Source organism: Pedococcus sp. P2_F6 (assembly GCF_056403675.1).
In genome coordinates this window covers 148,253-163,022 of record NZ_JBFUEZ010000004.1, presented here as the reverse complement: position 1 = coordinate 163,022, position 14,770 = coordinate 148,253, and the positions used below count along the sequence as shown (strand labels likewise).

Here is a 14,770-nt window from a genome sequence, read left to right as displayed (position 1 = left end):
CTGCCGCGATGACCGCGCCGCAACGGGCCGGTCAGCTGCTGATGGTCGGGCTCCAGCCGACCGGCAGCTCACGTGCCCTCGCTGCCCAGATCCGGTCGCAGCGGCTGGGTGGGGTGATCTACCTCGGCGGGTGGTCCGGCGGGTCCGCCTCGATGGCGACCATCTCGAAGCGACTGAGGACGGCGGCCGCGGACGGGCTGCTGGTGGCCGCCGACCAGGAGGGCGGCCAGGTCCAGCAGCTGCGAGGCCCGGGGTTCACCCGGATGCCGTCGGCCCGCACCCAGGCCACGACCGGCGTCGCCCGCGAGGAGGAGAACGTCGAGCAGTGGTCCCGCGAGCTCGCGGCTGCCGGCGTCAACGTCAACCTGGCACCGGTGGCGGACACCGTGCCCACCTCGCTGGGCGCGGCCAACCAGCCGATCGGACGCTACCGTCGCGACTTCGCCCCCGGTTCGCCCTCGACCAACGCGAGGTATGCCGCGGCCTTCGTCCGCGGCACCCTCGCCGCCGGCATTGCCCCCACCCTCAAGCACTTCCCGGGGCTTGGTCGCGTCACCGGCAACACCGACGTGAGCAGCAGCGGCATCACCGACCGGACGACCGACGCCGGCGACCCCTACCTGGCACCGTTCGCCGCGGGAGTCGGTGCCGGCGCACCGATCGTCATGATCTCCTCGGCCCGCTATCCCAAGCTCGACCCGGACAACCAGGCGATGTTCTCCAAGGCCGTGGTCACCGGGCTGCTTCGCGACACGCTGGGCTTCGACGGAGTCGTGATCACCGACGACGTGGGCGCCGCCAAGGCCGTGTCATCGATTCCGGTCGGCCAGCGGGCGACCCGTTTCATCGCTGCCGGTGGCGACATCGTCCTCACCGCCAGGGCGTCGCAGGCGCCCGTCATGCTCAAGGCGATCGCCGCCAGGCGGGCCGCCAGCCCGGCCTTCGCTGCCCAGGTCGACGCGGCGGCGGCGAGGGTGCTCGACCTCAAGGCCGACCTCGGCCTTGTGAAGTGCTCCTGACCGACTCCTTCACCGGCCCCCTGGGATGCCCTGCCGGGTCACCGGCTAGGACTGGACCAGCGTCACGGGCATCGAGGAGTCCGCGGGGAGCCCGAGGTCTGAGGGCGCTCGTCCCTTGAGCACCATCTGCGCCCCGAGCGATGCGACCATCGCACCGTTGTCGGTGCAGAGTCCGGGGCGCGGCACCCGCAGCGTGATGCCCGCCGCGTCGCAGCGCTCCTGGGCCATGGCGCGCAGCCGGCTGTTGGCTGCCACCCCACCACCGATCTGAAGGTTCGTGACGCCGTGCTCCTTGCAGGCCAGGACGGCCTTGCGGGTCAGCACGTCGGTGACCGCCTCCTGGAACGACGCGGCGACGTCGGCCACCGGCACGGGCTCCCCCGCCGCCTCACGCGCCTGCACCCAGCGGGCGACGGCGGTCTTGAGCCCCGAGAAGGAGAAGTCGAACCGGTAGCGCTCCATGTCGCGCCCGGTCGTCAGCCCGCGGGGGAAGTCGATCGCGAACCGGTCACCCTCACGCGCCATGCGGTCGATGGGCGGCCCGCCCGGGAAGGGCAGCCCGAGGACCCGCGCCACCTTGTCGAACGCCTCGCCCGCTGCGTCGTCGATCGTCGACCCCAACGACTGGATGTCGTGCGTGACATCGGGCACGAGCAGCAGGGACGAGTGCCCACCGGAGACGAGCAGGGCCAGGGTGGGTTCGGGCAGCGGGCCGTGCTCGACGATGTCGACGGCGACGTGCGACGCGAGGTGGTTGACGCCGTACAGCGGGACGCCGAGTGCGACTGCGAGCGACTTGGCGGCGGCCACACCCACCATCAAGGCGCCGGCGAGTCCGGGACCTGAGGTCACCGCGATCGCGTCCAGGTCGGCGAGCTTGATGCCCGCCTCGCGGGTGGCTCGCTCGATGGTCGGCACCATCGCCTCGAGGTGGGCACGGCTGGCCACCTCGGGCACCACGCCGCCGAACCTCGCGTGCTCGTCGACACTGCTGGCGATCGCGTCGACGAGCAGGGTCTCGCCCCGCACGATGCCCACGCCCGTCTCGTCGCAGGACGTCTCGAGCCCGAGGACGAGCGGCTGGTCGGCGCTCACGGCGCCACCTCCCGGAGGGTCAGCCGCATCACGTGGGCGTCCACGTCGCCAGGCTGGTAGTAGCGCCGACGCACGGTCAAGGTCTCGAATCCCCTTGCCTCATAGAGCTTTCGGGCCGGTTCGTTGTCGGCCCGCACCTCGAGCATGAGGTATGCCGCGTGGTCGGCCCTCGCGCGCGACACCAGCTCCTCGAGGAGCCGGCGACCCAGGCCGCGACCCTGCGCGCGGGGCGCGACGGCCATGGTCATGACGTCCGCGACCTCACCGCCGAGGTCGACGCCGGCATAGCCGACGATCGCTCCGTCGGCGTCCTCCTCGACGACGTAGGAACGTCGGGGTCGGGCAGCGAGCTCGGCCCAGAGCGAGGCGGGCGTCCACGCATCCTCGGGGAACAGCTCCCCCTCGAGGGCGACGAGGTCGTCGAGGTCGGTCCAGTGCAGGTCTCGCATGGTCGTCGTCACCGCTTGGCCCGCTCGGCGGTGGTGAGCGCGTCGGGGCGGCGCAGGTAGAGCGGCTCCACGGGCAGCTCGAGGCCGGCGGCAAGTCGTTGCAGCGCAATGCCGCCCAGCAGCCCTGCCGAGACGTCGAGGACCTCGACCGGTCGGGGGAAGAGCTCGGGATAGAGCACGGGGCCACGACCGGCGGTGGGCAGCATCCGGTCCTCCTCGGGCACGTCCGCGGGACGCGCGACGGCCGGGTCGGTGAGGCGCACGGCCCGGTCCTCCTCAGGGCGGTCGAGGTCGACCCGGTAGCGAGCCCAGTAGACCTCCTTGCGTCGCGCGTCAGTGGCCACGAGGAACTCGCCGCCGCCGACATCCTCCACCGCCTGCTGCGCCAGGGCGTCGAGGCTGCACACTCCGTGCACCGGGATCCCTCGGGCGTGCCCGAAGACCAGCCCGCTCACGATGCCGACCCGAAGCCCGGTGAAGGGCCCGGGACCGTTGCCCACGACGACATCCGTCACGTCTGATGGGGCAACCCCGGCACGGGCCATGAGGTCGCGCATGAGGGGCGCGACGCTCTCGGTGTGACCGCGCGGGTCGTCGGACCCTCCGAAGGCCCACCGCGAACCAACAGACACCGCCACGCTCACGGACGTGGACGTGTCGATCGACAGCACGACGCGGCTCATCCAGCCGCCCCCAGGGGCGTGAGGTCGGCGTCGACCCATCGGGCGCCGTGGGTCTGGACTCGCGCCCGGCGGGTGTCCTCCCCGGACAGCGTGATCTCCAAGCGGTCGTCGGCGAGGTCCTCCGCGAGGCCGTGACCCCACTCGACCACGGTCACCGACTCCTCCAGCGACGCGTCGAGGTCGAGGTCGTCGAGCTCGGCGAAGCCACCGAGTCGGTAGGCGTCGACGTGCACCAGTGCCGGCCCGCCCACCAGGGACGGGTGCACCCGCGCGATCACGAAGGTGGGTGAGGTGATCGGGCCACGCACGTCGACGCCCTCGGCGATGCCCTGCGTGAGCGTGGTCTTGCCGGCACCGAGCCCACCGGTGAGCACCACGAGGTCGCCGGCGGTCAGCAGGCGACCGAGGCGCACCCCCCACGACCGGGTGTCCTCCGCGGTGGGCAGGTCTGGGCTGGTCAGCTCAGGCACGGCCTTCTCCGCGTCGCGCCCTGGCGACCTTGCGACGCTTGGCGAGGTCGGTGACCGTGCGCCGGACCCGCGGCTTGCGTGCGACCCGCACACCCTCGGCGGCCGCCCGCATGCCTCGGTCGATGAGCGACTCGAACTGCTCGTTGAGCACCTCGGGGTGCTCGAGCATGATGATGTGCCCGGCCTCCTCGATCACGACGTGCTCAGCGCCGGGGATGAGGCGGACGATCTCCTCGCTGTGGTCGGGAGGCGTGAGGACGTCGTGAACTCCGTTGAGCACCAACACCTCCACGCCGTGGAAGTGCACGAGGGCATCGCGCTTGTCGTGCTGGTCGAAGGTCGGCAGGAAGTCCGCCATCACGTCGAGCGGGGTGCCGAAGATCATGTCTGCGGTCAGCCGGACCGCGATGGGCGGCACGGGCGAGGCGAAGCTCCACCGCTCGACCAGGAACTCCTCGATGTCACGACCGGCCCGCAGGGCCGTGCGGACCAGCCCGGGCCGGGACGAGAGGCGGTCAAGGACCCCCGGGCCGAAGCGGCCCACGAGCTTGCCGAAGTACTGGCCGAAGCCGAGCGACACCAGCTGGGCGCCACCCGCGCTGGTCGCGACGAACGCCGTCGCGACCACACGGTCGCGGATCAGGTCCGGGTCCTGGTCGGCGAGGGCCATCGTCGTCATGCCACCCATCGAGTGACCGATGAGGACGAGCTGCCCCTCGGGTGCGGCCTCCTCGATGACGCGGTGCAGGTCGCGGCCGAGCTGGTCGATGTCACAGGAGGCCTCGCTGCCCCGCCCCGAGCGCCCGTGCCCCCGCTGGTCCCACGCGACCACGCGGTGGCCGTCCCTGACCAGCGCCTTGCGCTGGAGGACCCAGCTCTCGAGGCTGAGGCAGAAGCCGTGGGAGAAGACCACCGTCGGCTTCTCGGGAGACGCGGTGTCGGCCGCCGGTTCGTCGATCTCGACGTGCAGGGGCACGCCGTCGTCCGCGACGACGACGAGCTCCTTGTCAGGTGTGTGGGCGTAGGCACCGACGGGGGCAAGGACCGAGAGGCGCGCGTGGCGTTCCTTGCTGACCCGGCCCGCCGCGATGCCGGCGGCCGTGGCGACGCCGGCGGCGGCCAGACCGATGCCCAAGCCGGCCAGGCTGCGGTTCGTGGGGCTCACAGGTCGCCCCCGAGGTAGACCCGAGGCACCCTGGCGCCGACTCGCGTCACGATCTCGTAGTTGATGGTGTCGATCGCAGCTGCCCAGTCCTGCGCGGTGGGCTCCCCGGCCACTCCGACGCCGAAGAGGACGGCCTCGTCCCCAGCCTGCGCAGTGCTGTCGGGACCCAGGTCGAGGACGAACTGGTCCATGCAGACCCGTCCCGCCACGGCATACCGGCGTCCGCCGACCTGCACCGGTCCGACGCTGGTGGCGTGCCGCGGCACGCCGTCGCTGTAGCCCATCGGCACCAGCCCGAGCCTGGTCTCCTGGGTCGTGGTGTAGACGTGACCGTAGGACACCCCCTGCCCCGCAGGGGAGTCCTTCACGCTGGACAGCCGGGCGACGAGCCGCATGGCCTCACGCAGGCCGAAGTCCTCGGGCGCCCCCAGCTCGGGGACCGGAGAGAGGCCGTAGACGGAGACTCCCGGACGCACGAGGTCATAGTGGGCAGACGGGTTGGTGAGGGTGGCCGCCGAGTTGGCCAGGTGCCTCACCTCGGGCGTCAGGCCGGCGCGCTCAGCTTGGTCGACGATCCCCTCGAACCGCTCCTGCTGGGCCTTGACCGTCGGGTGCTGCGGGGCGTCGGCGTAGGCGAAGTGGCTGAACAGCCCCACGAGCTCGACTGCCCGCTCGGCCTGGGCCGAGGCCAGGGTGGTCAGCAGCTCGTCCAGGTCGGAGTCCCAGGCGCCGTTGCGGCCTAGCCCGGTGTCGACCTTGAGGTGGACCCGCGCCGTTCGTCCCGTGGTGGTGGCGGCGGCCAGCACCTGGTCGAGGGCCCACGTCGTGGAGACGCCGAGGTCGATGCCGAGCTCGACGGCTTCGACGAAGTCCTGGCCGGGCACGTGCAGCCACGACAGCAGCGGCGCCTCGATCCCGGCGCGGCGCAGCTCGACGGCCTCGGGCAGCTGGGCCACGCCGAGCCACGCGGCTCCCCCGCGCAGGGCGGCGCGGGCACTGGGCACCAGGCCGTGGCCGTAGGCGTCGGCCTTGACGACCGCCATCACCTCGGCGCCGCCGGCCAGGCGCTTGAGGGCCGCGACGTTGGCGCTGATCGCGGACAGGTCCACCTGGGCGCACGCGGGCAGCCCCGGCGGGGCCGGGGCTGGGGGGGTGCTGATCGTGGTGTTGCTCATCGCCGCCCAGTCTTTCACGAGGGCGGGAGTCAGCGCGTGAGCAGGTGCGCGACCGTCGCGGGTATGCCGTGGGCGACGGCGAGTGCGCGCACCGGACCTCCGGGGTTGGCCCCGTCCGCGGCGACGCCGTGCACCAGAGCCCCCAGGCTGCCGGCGTCCAGCGGCGAGAGCCCCGCAGCGAGGAGGGCCCCACAGACTCCGGCGAGCACGTCACCGGCTCCAGCCGTGGCGAGCCAGGGGGGTGCGTCGTTCTGGGAGCGGACCGGGAGACCTGAGCCCGTGGGTGGCACGACGAGGGTGGTGGCGCCCTTGAGCAGGACGGTGGCGCCGGTGAGGTCGGCCGCGCGGCGAGCATGGCCGACCGGGTCCGCCTGGACCGCCTCACGGGTGGTCTCGGAGCCCTCGAGTCGGGTGAGCAGCCGGGACAGCTCGCCCGCGTGAGGGGTCAGCAGGATGGGTCCTCCGCGCGTCCCGTCGACCAGGTCCAGACCGCCAGCGTCGACGAGGACCGGCAGGTCGGAATCCAGGGCGGCGCGGGCGACATCGAGCTGGGCCTTGCTGCCCCGCGCCCGCGAGGCGGTGTCGATCCCGGGGCCAACCACCCAGGCCTGAACGCGCCCCTCGCCGTGGACGGCCTCGGGGATGGCCGCCCGGACCAGGCCGGTCGGGGTCGGCGTGCCGACGTAGCGCAGCATGCCCAGGCCGGCACCGACCGCAGCCGTGCAGCACAGGATGGCCGCCCCCGTGTAGTCCTCACCGCCGGCGACCACTCCGAGGACACCGCGGGAGTACTTGTCGTCGGTGGCCGTGGGGACCGGCCAGAGGCGCGCCACGTCGGAGAAGTCGAGGCGTTCGACGTCGGGTGGACCGTCCAGCACGAGCCCGATGTCGATGACCGTCAGCCGCCCGACGGCAGCCTCGGTCGCAGGGAGCAGGTGCACCGGCTTGGCCACGCCGAAGGTCACCGTCTCGTCGGCGAAAACCCCTGTGTCCGAAGCACTCTCACCCGCCGGGTCCTGACCCGACGGCAGGTCGACGCTGACGACGTAGGCCGACTCGGGGATGGCGTCGACCCACGCGATGGCAGCCTCCGGCAGCCCCGGTCTGCCTCCGATCCCCAGCAGCCCGTCGACGAGGAGGTCGGCGGCGGCGAGCGGGGCCGCCCAGTCGCCGTCCACGGCCACGACCCTCACGCCGGCCGCCTGCCACGAGGTCGCGTCGCCGATGCCCAGAGGCCAGTTCCCTTGCAGCGCAACGCAGTCGTAGCCGTCCTCCGCGAGGTGGGCCGCGGCATACAACGCATCTGCGCCGTTGTTGCCCGGCCCGGCGAGGACCACGACGCGGGTGCCCCCGGAGGCTTCGAGTCGGGCACGGCACACCTCGGCGAGCCCTGCGGCTGCGCGTGCCATGAGCTCGCCATCGGCGAGCTCGCCCATCAGGGCTTCCTCGGCGGCGCGGACGCGCTGCGCCGACCAGGCCCTCAGCACTGCTCAGCCCTCCGCGATGACGACGGCCGAGGCGATCCCCGCGTCGTGCGACAGCGAGATGTGCATCGCGTGCACGCCGAGGGCCTCGGCGCGAGCCTCGACGGTGCCGGTGACCTGAAGGTGTGGGCGGCCGTCGTCGCCGCGTCGCACCGTGGCGTCGTGCCACTGGAGGCCGACGGGTGCGCCAAGCGCCTTGGCCAGCGCCTCCTTGGCGGCGAACCGCGCGGCGAGCGAGTTGAGCGGCAGGGAGCGCTCCTCGTCGGTGAACAGGCGGTCGAGCAGGCCGGGCGTGCGTTCGAGCGTCTGCCCGAAGCGCTCCACGTCGACGACGTCGATCCCGACCCCGACGATCACCTAGTGGCCGATCACTCGACGGTGACGCTCTTGGCGAGGTTGCGGGGCTGGTCGACGTCCAGGCCCTTGGCCGAGGACAGGTGCAGCGCGAAGACCTGCAGGGGCACGACGGTCAGCAGCGGCGCCAGCAGCGGCGACGTCGCGGGCACCCGGATCACCTCGTCGGCGAAGGGCACCACGTCCTCGTCACCGTCCTCGGCGACCACGATGGTGCGGGCGCCACGGGCGCGGATCTCCTGGATGTTGGAGACGACCTTCTTGTGCAGCTCGTGCGGGGTGCCCGGGCCGGGGACCACGATGAAGACCGGCTGCCCAGCCTCGATGAGGGCGATCGGGCCGTGCTTGAGCTCACCCGCCGCGAACCCCTCGGCGTGGATGTAGGCGAGCTCCTTTAGCTTGAGCGCTCCCTCGAGGGCAACGGGGAAGCCGACGTTCCGGCCGAGGAAGAGCACCGACCGCGTGTCGGCCATGAACCGGGCGATCTCCTTGACCCGGTCCATCCGACCGAGCAGGTCCTCGAGCTTGGCCGGGATCTCGTGGAGCTCCTTCATGACCGACTGCGCGTCGTCGGCGAAGGTGCCGCCCCGCAGCTGTGCGAGGTAGAGCCCGAGGATGTAGCAGGCGGTGATCTGCGCGAGGAAGGCCTTGGTCGAGGCGACCGCGATCTCGGGACCGGCGTGCGTGTAGAGCACGGCGTCGGACTCGCGCGGGATGGTCGAGCCGTGCGTGTTGCAGATGGACAGGGTGAGCGCGCCCAGCTCGCGGGCGTGCTTGACGGCCATCAGGGTGTCCATCGTCTCGCCGGACTGGCTGATCGACACGACCAGCGTGCGTTCCGTGGCGATGGGGTCGCTGTAGCGGAACTCGTGGGCGAGGGAGACCTCGACGGGGATCCGGGTCCAGTGCTCGATGGCGTACTTGGCGACCATCCCGGCGTAGGCCGCGGTGCCGCAGGCCACGATCGTGATGCGGTCGACGCCCCGCAGCTGGTCCTCGGTGATCGACATGTCGTCGAGCACCAGTCGCCCGTCGATGTCGGTGCGGCCCAGCAGGGTGTCGCCGACGGCGTGCGGCTGGTCGTAGATCTCCTTCTCCATGAACGTCGCGTAGCCACCCTTCTCGGCGGCGGCGGCGTCCCAGGTGACCTCGTAGTGCTTGCCCTCGGCGGGCGTGCCGTCGAAGTCGATCACCGAGTAGGAGTCGGGCGTGATCGTGACGATCTGGTCCTGGCCGAGCTCGAGGGCGTTGCGGGTGTGCCCGATGAAGGCCGCCACATCCGAGCCAAGGAAGTTCTCGCCCTCGCCCAGCCCCACGACGAGGGGGCTGTTCCGTCGGGCTCCGACGACGACGCCGGGGCTGTCGGCGTGCACCGCCAGCAGGGTGAAGGCGCCCTCCAGGCGGTTCACGACGTTCCGCATGGCCTCGGTGAGGTCCCCCGTGGTGGCGTACTCGCGGGCCACCAGGTGGGCTGCGACCTCGGTGTCGGTCTCGCTCTCGAAGGTCGCGCCGTCGGCGAGGAGGGCGTTCTTGAGCTGGTGGAAGTTCTCGATGATGCCGTTGTGGATGAGGGCGAGCTTGCCGTCCTCACCGGCGCGGTGCGGGTGGGCGTTCCGGTCGGTCGGCCCGCCGTGCGTCGCCCAGCGGGTGTGACCGATGCCCGTCGTCGCGCCCGGGAGGTGGTCCGCGTCCAGCGCCTCCTGGAGGTTGACCAGCTTGCCGGCGCGCTTCTCGCTCGAGACCCCGTCGGTCGTGACCAGGGCGACGCCCGCCGAGTCGTAGCCCCGGTACTCGAGGCGGGCCAGCCCCTCCATCACGACGTCCAGCGCTTTGCCGTCCGCGTTCGGGCCGACGTATCCGACGATTCCGCACATGGGAGGCAGCCTAACCGTCGACCGCCTCGCGGACTGCATCCAAGGGTCTGCGAGCCCGTGAGCAAGAATGGCGCCTGTGAGCCACCCCGCGAACGGCAACGGCGCCCTTCCCTCGCCCTACGTCGAGCTGGACCGTGCCGCCTGGGCCCGGCTGCGGGAGAACCAGCCGCTCAACCTCGACGCCGACGACGTGAGCCGGGTCCAGGGGCTGGGCGAGCGGGTCGACCTCGCCGAGGTCGAGGAGGTCTACCTCCCCCTCTCGCGCCTCCTGAACTTCTACGTCGGCGCCACGGCCGGGCTGCACCGGATCACGGGCGACTTCCTCGGCGAGAGCCCTGCCAAGACGCCCTTCGTGATCGGCGTCGCGGGGTCGGTCGCCGTGGGCAAGTCCACGACCGCTCGCCTGCTCAAGGAGCTGCTGTCCCGCTGGCCGGGGACGCCTGAGGTCGAGCTCATCACGACCGACGGCTTCCTCTACCCCAATGCCGAGCTCGAGCGTCGGAACCTGCTGCAACGCAAGGGTTTCCCCGAGTCCTACAACCGTCGAGCGCTGCTGCGGTTCGTGGCTGAGGTCAAGTCCGGCAAGGCCGAGGTCAGCGCACCGGTCTACTCACACCTGACCTACGACATCGTGCCCGGCGAGCGCGTCGTCGTCCGCCAGCCCGACGTGCTCATCGTGGAAGGCCTCAACGTCCTGCAGGCGCCGCGGCTCCAGGAGGACGGACGCACCGGTCTGGCGGTGAGCGACTTCTTCGACTTCTCGGTCTACGTGGACGCCCACCTCGACGACATCCGGCAGTGGTACGTCGAGCGGTTCCTGCGCCTCCGCGAGACGGCCTTCGCCGATCCCCACTCGTACTTCCACCGCTACGCCGTGCTGTCCGACGAGCAGGCCCGCGACACCGCCGCGCGGATCTGGCGGGAGATCAACGAGGTCAACCTGCGCGAGAACGTGCTGCCCACCCGCAGCAGAGCGACCCTGGTGCTCGCCAAGGGCAAGGACCACAGCGTGCGTCGGATCCGCCTCCGCAAGCTCTAGCCGCCACACGCCGCGTAGCCGACCACGCGGCATACCTCACCCGAGGGCTGGGCTCGGGCGCATGATGGGGGTATGCCGTCCGCTTCCGACCGCGTGCAACCCACCGCCCCTGCCACACGCACCGAGCACGACTCGATGGGGGACGTGGAGGTGCCCGTCGACGCCCTGTGGGGCGCCCAGACCGCGCGTGCGGTCGAGAACTTCCCCATCTCCGGGCAGCCTGTTCCCGCCGGGGTGATCCACGCGCTCGCCCTGCTCAAGGCCGCCGCCGCCGAGGTCAACGCCGAGCTCGGGGTGGTCGAGCCCGCCATGGCTGGAGCCATCGCGGCCGCTGCCTCCGAGGTGGCGCAGGGCGGGCACGACGACCAGTTCCCCATCGACGTCTTCCAGACGGGGTCGGGCACCTCGACCAACATGAACGTCAACGAGGTCGTCGCCCGGATCGCTCACCTGGCCTCCGGCGACGCCGTCCACCCCAACGACCACGTCAACGCGGGGCAGTCGAGCAACGACACGTTCCCGAGTGCGCTGCGCATCGCAGCCACCCTGGCCGTGCACCGCGACCTCGCACCCAGCCTGAGGCACCTCGCCAAGGCGTTGCGGGCCAAGGAGACCCAGTTCGCCGAGGTCGTCAAGGCCGGCCGCACGCACCTCATGGACGCGGTGCCGGTCACGCTCGGACAGGAGTTCGGTGGCTATGCCAGGCAGGTCGAGCTGGGCGCCGACCGCGTCCTGGTCGCGGCGCAGGCGACGGCGGAGCTGCCCCTCGGCGGCACGGCGGCCGGGACCGGCCTGAACGCGGCACCGGGGTTCGCGCCGGCCGTCATCGAGCGGGTGAGCAGCCAGACCGGGGTGGACTTCCGGGAGGCCGCCGACCACTTCGAGGCCCAGTCCGCGCAGGATGCCGTCGTCGAGCTCAGCGGGGCGCTCAAGGTCGTCGCCGTGAGCCTGACCAAGATCTGCAACGACCTGCGCTGGATGTCCTCCGGTCCACGGTCGGGTCTCGGCGAGATCCACCTGCCCGACCTGCAGCCCGGGTCGAGCATCATGCCCGGCAAGGTCAACCCGGTGCTGCCGGAGGCCACCCTGATGGCCTGCGCCCAGGTCATCGGCAACGACACGACCATCACGGTGGCCGGCGCCTCGGGCGCCTTCGAGCTCAACGTCATGCTGCCCGTGATGGCACGCAACATCCTCGAGTCCGCGGCACTGCTGGCAGCGACGTCCAGGCTGTTGGCCGACCGCTGCGTCGCGGGTATCGAGGCGGACGTCGAGCGCGCCAGGGACCTGGCCGAGGGCTCTCCGTCGATCGTCACCCCGCTGAACCGCTACATCGGCTATGAGGCCGCTGCCGCTGTGGCCAAGCAGTCGATCAAGGAGCGACGCTCCATCCGCGACGTCGTGATCGAGCGCGGCCACGTGGCCAGCGGCGAGCTCACTGAGCAGCAGCTCGACGAAGCGCTCGACGTGCTCGCCATGACCCGACCGCCACGCTGAGCGGTGTGGCTCAGTACCAGTGCGGGGAGCGGCTCTGCCACGCGTTCAACGCGCCACACGGCGTGCCGTACGAGCTCTTGATGTACTGCAGGCCCCAGCGGATCTGGGTCGCCGGGTTGGTCAGGTAGTCCGAGGCGACGGTGCCCATCTTGGAGGCGGGTAGCGACTGCGGGATGCCGTAGGCGCCGGACGAGGAGTTGGTGGCCTTGTAGTTCCAGCCGCTCTCGCCCATCCAGAGGCTGTCGAGGCAGCTCCACTGGCCCTGGTCGAACCCGAACTCGGGGAGGAGCGCGCGAGCAGCGGCGCGGGGGTCGCTCTGGGCGTTCTCGAGGATGGCCTGCTTCTTGGCCTCGAGCGCCTTGCGGGCCTTGTCGCGGGCCACCTTCTCGGCGGCCTCGCGGCGCGCGGTGGCGGCGGCCTGGGCCGCGGCAATCGCGGCGATGCGGTCCTTCTCCTGGGCCGCGGCCATGCTCGCGTTCGTCTCGTTGCGGTCAGCGGCCAGCCGAGCGGTGTCCTCGATCTGGGCATCGGCGAGCTCGTTGGCCTGGGCGATGGCCTCGGTGCTCACCGTGAACGCGGCAGCGCCGGTCTGTCGCTGGTCCGCCGCCTGGTAGCCGGCAGCGGTCGTGGCGATGACCGCGAGCAGCACGCTCGAGGTCACCGCGGGGCGGCGGATCGCCTTGGTGAGGCCGGAGGATCGAGAGGCTTTCCTGCCGTGGGCCGCACCGTTGCGGTGCCGTCCCTGGTAGGGCTGACTCATACGGGTTCCTCCAAAGGAAAGGCCACCGCATGCGTGGTGGCCTTTGTCGATGCCGGGGGGTGTCGTTGCCAAGTCGCCCAACAGGCTTGCTACAGCCCAACAGACAGCGTCCCGGCACGTTATGAAACCGAGACTTTACCCGACCTTGGAAGTCGAACTCCAATCGCCTTCATACCACTGGTGCTCCTGTGACAGGTGTGACACCAGATTCACCCATTTGGGGGAGGCACACCGCCCTCTGAGCAGGGCGGTGTGCCTCCGGACACATCGGCAGCGACTCCGCGCCAGGCGTCCCTCAGACCTCGAGTCCCTCGAGCAGGTCAGTCACCAGCGCCGCAATCGGGCTGCGCTCGCTGCGGGTGAGGGTGACGTGGGCGAACAGCGGGTGCCCCTTGAGCGCCTCGATGACAGCGGCCACCCCGTCGTGCCGACCGACCCGCAGGTTGTCCCGCTGCGCGACGTCGTGCGTCAGCACCACCCGTGAGTTCTGGCCGATGCGCGAGAGCACGGTGAGCAGCACGTTGCGCTCCAGGCTCTGCGCCTCGTCGACGATGACGAACGCGTCGTGCAGCGAGCGACCCCGGATGTGGGTCAGCGGCAGGACCTCGAGCATGCCCCGGTCCATGATCTCCTCGACGACCTCGTGCGAGACCAGCGCTCCCAGGGTGTCGAAGACCGCCTGGGCCCACGGCCCCATCTTCTCGGACTCCGAACCAGGCAGGTACCCCAGCTCCTGGCCCCCCACGGCATACAGGGGGCGGAAGACGACGACCTTGCGGTGCTGGCGCCGCTCCATGACCGCCTCGATGCCGGCGCACAGCGCCAGCGCGGACTTGCCGGTGCCGGCCCGCCCGCCCAGGGAGACGATGCCCACGTCGGGGTCGAGCAGGATGTCGAGGGCGATCCGCTGCTCGGCGCTGCGGCCGTGCAGCCCGAACGCGTCGCGGTCGCCGCGCACCAGCCGGATCTGCTTGTCGGCGCCGACCCGCCCCAGACCGCTTCCCCGCGGCGAGAGCAGGACCAGGCCGGTGTGGCAGGGCATCTCGGCGGCCGCCGCGTTCTCGATGCGGCCGTGCTCGTAGAGGGAGTCCATCTCGACGGTGGTGACGTCGAGCTCGGCCATGCCGGTCCAGCCGGAGTCGACGGCGAGCTCGGCGCGGTACTCCTCCGCGTCGAGCCCGACGGCCGACGCCTTGACCCGCATCGGCAGGTCCTTGCTGACGACGGTGACGGCGAACCCCTCGTCGGACAGGTTCTTGGCGACCGACAGGATCCGGGTGTCGTTGTCCCCCAGCCGGAAGCCGGCCGGCAGCGAGCTCGGGTCCGTGTGGTTGAGCTCGACGCGCAGGGTGCCCCCCACGTCCCCGACGGCCACAGGCGCATCGAGCCGCCCCTCGCTCATGCGCAGGTCGTCGAGCAGCCGCAACGCCTGCCGCGCGAAGTACCCCAGCTCCGGGTGGTGCCGCTTGGCCTCGAGCTCGGTGACGACCACGACCGGGAGCACGACCTCGTGCTCCTTGAACCGCAGCATGGCGCGCGGGTCGGACAGCAGGACAGAGGTGTCGAGCACGAACGTCCGGAACGCGGGCGCCTGGGGCTTGCCCTTCACCTTCGGCACCGGCATGGCGCGAGAGGCCCCTGGGGTGACCGACGTGCTGGCGGTGCGCGGCGATGAGCTGAAGGAGGTACGACGGGTGCTGTCGTGG

General features: G+C 71.5%; 14 protein-coding genes. 3 read left to right on the top strand and 11 right to left on the bottom strand.

The window, feature by feature from the left end:
• Nucleotides 1-8 precede the first annotated feature (8 nt).
• Complete coding sequence (locus AC1DWP_RS12300) at nucleotides 9-1,019, top strand: glycoside hydrolase family 3 N-terminal domain-containing protein (protein WP_477614760.1); 1,011 nt, start codon at nucleotides 9-11, stop codon at nucleotides 1,017-1,019.
• 45 nt (nucleotides 1,020-1,064) lie between these two features.
• Here the strand turns inward: AC1DWP_RS12300 and tsaD are convergent, their stop codons facing one another.
• Genes tsaD through glmS form a run of 9 tightly spaced genes read right to left on the bottom strand, consistent with a single transcriptional unit; the run spans nucleotide 1,065 to nucleotide 9,768 of the window.
• Nucleotides 1,065-2,114: a tRNA (adenosine(37)-N6)-threonylcarbamoyltransferase complex transferase subunit TsaD gene (gene tsaD / locus AC1DWP_RS12295; protein WP_477614759.1), complete on the bottom strand. Its 1,050-nt coding sequence runs from the start codon at nucleotides 2,112-2,114 to the stop codon at nucleotides 1,065-1,067.
• Complete coding sequence (gene rimI / locus AC1DWP_RS12290; protein WP_477614758.1) at nucleotides 2,111-2,575, bottom strand: ribosomal protein S18-alanine N-acetyltransferase; 465 nt, start codon at nucleotides 2,573-2,575, stop codon at nucleotides 2,111-2,113. Before rimI ends, tsaD begins: the two co-directional genes overlap by 4 nt.
• Entirely contained in the window at nucleotides 2,572-3,246 is a 675-nt protein-coding gene (gene tsaB / locus AC1DWP_RS12285; RefSeq protein WP_477614757.1) for a tRNA (adenosine(37)-N6)-threonylcarbamoyltransferase complex dimerization subunit type 1 TsaB, read from the bottom strand. The genes rimI and tsaB overlap by 4 nt, the downstream gene beginning before the upstream one ends.
• The gene (tsaE, locus tag AC1DWP_RS12280) at nucleotides 3,243-3,716 is read right to left on the bottom strand and encodes a tRNA (adenosine(37)-N6)-threonylcarbamoyltransferase complex ATPase subunit type 1 TsaE (protein WP_477614756.1); all 474 of its coding nucleotides are present in this window, start codon (nucleotides 3,714-3,716) and stop codon (nucleotides 3,243-3,245) included. The genes tsaB and tsaE overlap by 4 nt, the downstream gene beginning before the upstream one ends.
• Complete coding sequence (locus tag AC1DWP_RS12275) at nucleotides 3,709-4,881, bottom strand: alpha/beta fold hydrolase (RefSeq protein ID WP_477614755.1); 1,173 nt, start codon at nucleotides 4,879-4,881, stop codon at nucleotides 3,709-3,711. The genes tsaE and AC1DWP_RS12275 overlap by 8 nt, the downstream gene beginning before the upstream one ends.
• The gene (gene alr, locus AC1DWP_RS12270) at nucleotides 4,878-6,056 is read right to left on the bottom strand and encodes an alanine racemase (protein ID WP_477614754.1); all 1,179 of its coding nucleotides are present in this window, start codon (nucleotides 6,054-6,056) and stop codon (nucleotides 4,878-4,880) included. The genes AC1DWP_RS12275 and alr overlap by 4 nt, the downstream gene beginning before the upstream one ends.
• 29 nt (nucleotides 6,057-6,085) lie before the next feature.
• On the bottom strand, nucleotides 6,086-7,543 hold the full coding sequence (locus AC1DWP_RS12265; RefSeq protein WP_477614753.1) for a bifunctional ADP-dependent NAD(P)H-hydrate dehydratase/NAD(P)H-hydrate epimerase: 1,458 nt from the start codon (nucleotides 7,541-7,543) through the stop codon (nucleotides 6,086-6,088).
• A gap of 3 nt (nucleotides 7,544-7,546) precedes the next feature.
• Nucleotides 7,547-7,897, bottom strand: coding sequence for a holo-ACP synthase (locus tag AC1DWP_RS12260; RefSeq protein ID WP_179421791.1), 351 nt, complete (start codon nucleotides 7,895-7,897; stop codon nucleotides 7,547-7,549).
• Nucleotides 7,898-7,908: 11 nt separating this feature from the next.
• The gene (gene glmS / locus AC1DWP_RS12255; protein WP_477614752.1) at nucleotides 7,909-9,768 is read right to left on the bottom strand and encodes a glutamine--fructose-6-phosphate transaminase (isomerizing); all 1,860 of its coding nucleotides are present in this window, start codon (nucleotides 9,766-9,768) and stop codon (nucleotides 7,909-7,911) included.
• 67 nt (nucleotides 9,769-9,835) lie between these two features.
• Here glmS and coaA point away from each other — a divergent pair, with 67 nt between their 5' ends.
• Entirely contained in the window at nucleotides 9,836-10,807 is a 972-nt protein-coding gene (gene coaA, locus AC1DWP_RS12250; RefSeq protein ID WP_477614751.1) for a type I pantothenate kinase, read from the top strand.
• 72 nt (nucleotides 10,808-10,879) lie between these two features.
• Nucleotides 10,880-12,304, top strand: a complete 1,425-nt coding sequence (locus AC1DWP_RS12245; protein ID WP_477614750.1) for a class II fumarate hydratase — start codon at nucleotides 10,880-10,882, stop codon at nucleotides 12,302-12,304.
• A 10-nt stretch (nucleotides 12,305-12,314) separates the two neighbouring features.
• On the opposite strand, the gene AC1DWP_RS12240 is transcribed toward AC1DWP_RS12245, so the two are convergent.
• Nucleotides 12,315-13,064: an aggregation-promoting factor C-terminal-like domain-containing protein gene (locus AC1DWP_RS12240; protein ID WP_477614749.1), complete on the bottom strand. Its 750-nt coding sequence runs from the start codon at nucleotides 13,062-13,064 to the stop codon at nucleotides 12,315-12,317.
• Nucleotides 13,065-13,359: 295 nt separating this feature from the next.
• A complete protein-coding gene (locus AC1DWP_RS12235) occupies nucleotides 13,360-14,688 on the bottom strand; it encodes a PhoH family protein (protein WP_477614748.1) in 1,329 nt (442 codons plus the stop codon).
• Nucleotides 14,689-14,770: the final 82 nt, after the last annotated feature.

Bases quoted from the DNA above. Each gene is read 5' to 3' on its own strand.
- AC1DWP_RS12240 (WP_477614749.1), bottom strand. From the start codon at position 13,064: ATGAGTCAGCCCTACCAGGGACGGCACCGCAACGGTGCGGCCCACGGC.
- tsaB (WP_477614757.1), bottom strand. From the start codon at position 3,246: ATGAGCCGCGTCGTGCTGTCGATCGACACGTCCACGTCCGTGAGCGTG.
- AC1DWP_RS12300 (WP_477614760.1), top strand. From the start codon at position 9: ATGACCGCGCCGCAACGGGCCGGTCAGCTGCTGATGGTCGGGCTCCAG.
- glmS (WP_477614752.1), bottom strand. From the start codon at position 9,768: ATGTGCGGAATCGTCGGATACGTCGGCCCGAACGCGGACGGCAAAGCG.
- AC1DWP_RS12245 (WP_477614750.1), top strand. From the start codon at position 10,880: ATGCCGTCCGCTTCCGACCGCGTGCAACCCACCGCCCCTGCCACACGC.
- alr (WP_477614754.1), bottom strand. From the start codon at position 6,056: ATGAGCAACACCACGATCAGCACCCCCCCAGCCCCGGCCCCGCCGGGG.
- AC1DWP_RS12235 (WP_477614748.1), bottom strand. From the start codon at position 14,688: ATGCCGGTGCCGAAGGTGAAGGGCAAGCCCCAGGCGCCCGCGTTCCGG.
- coaA (WP_477614751.1), top strand. From the start codon at position 9,836: ATGGCGCCTGTGAGCCACCCCGCGAACGGCAACGGCGCCCTTCCCTCG.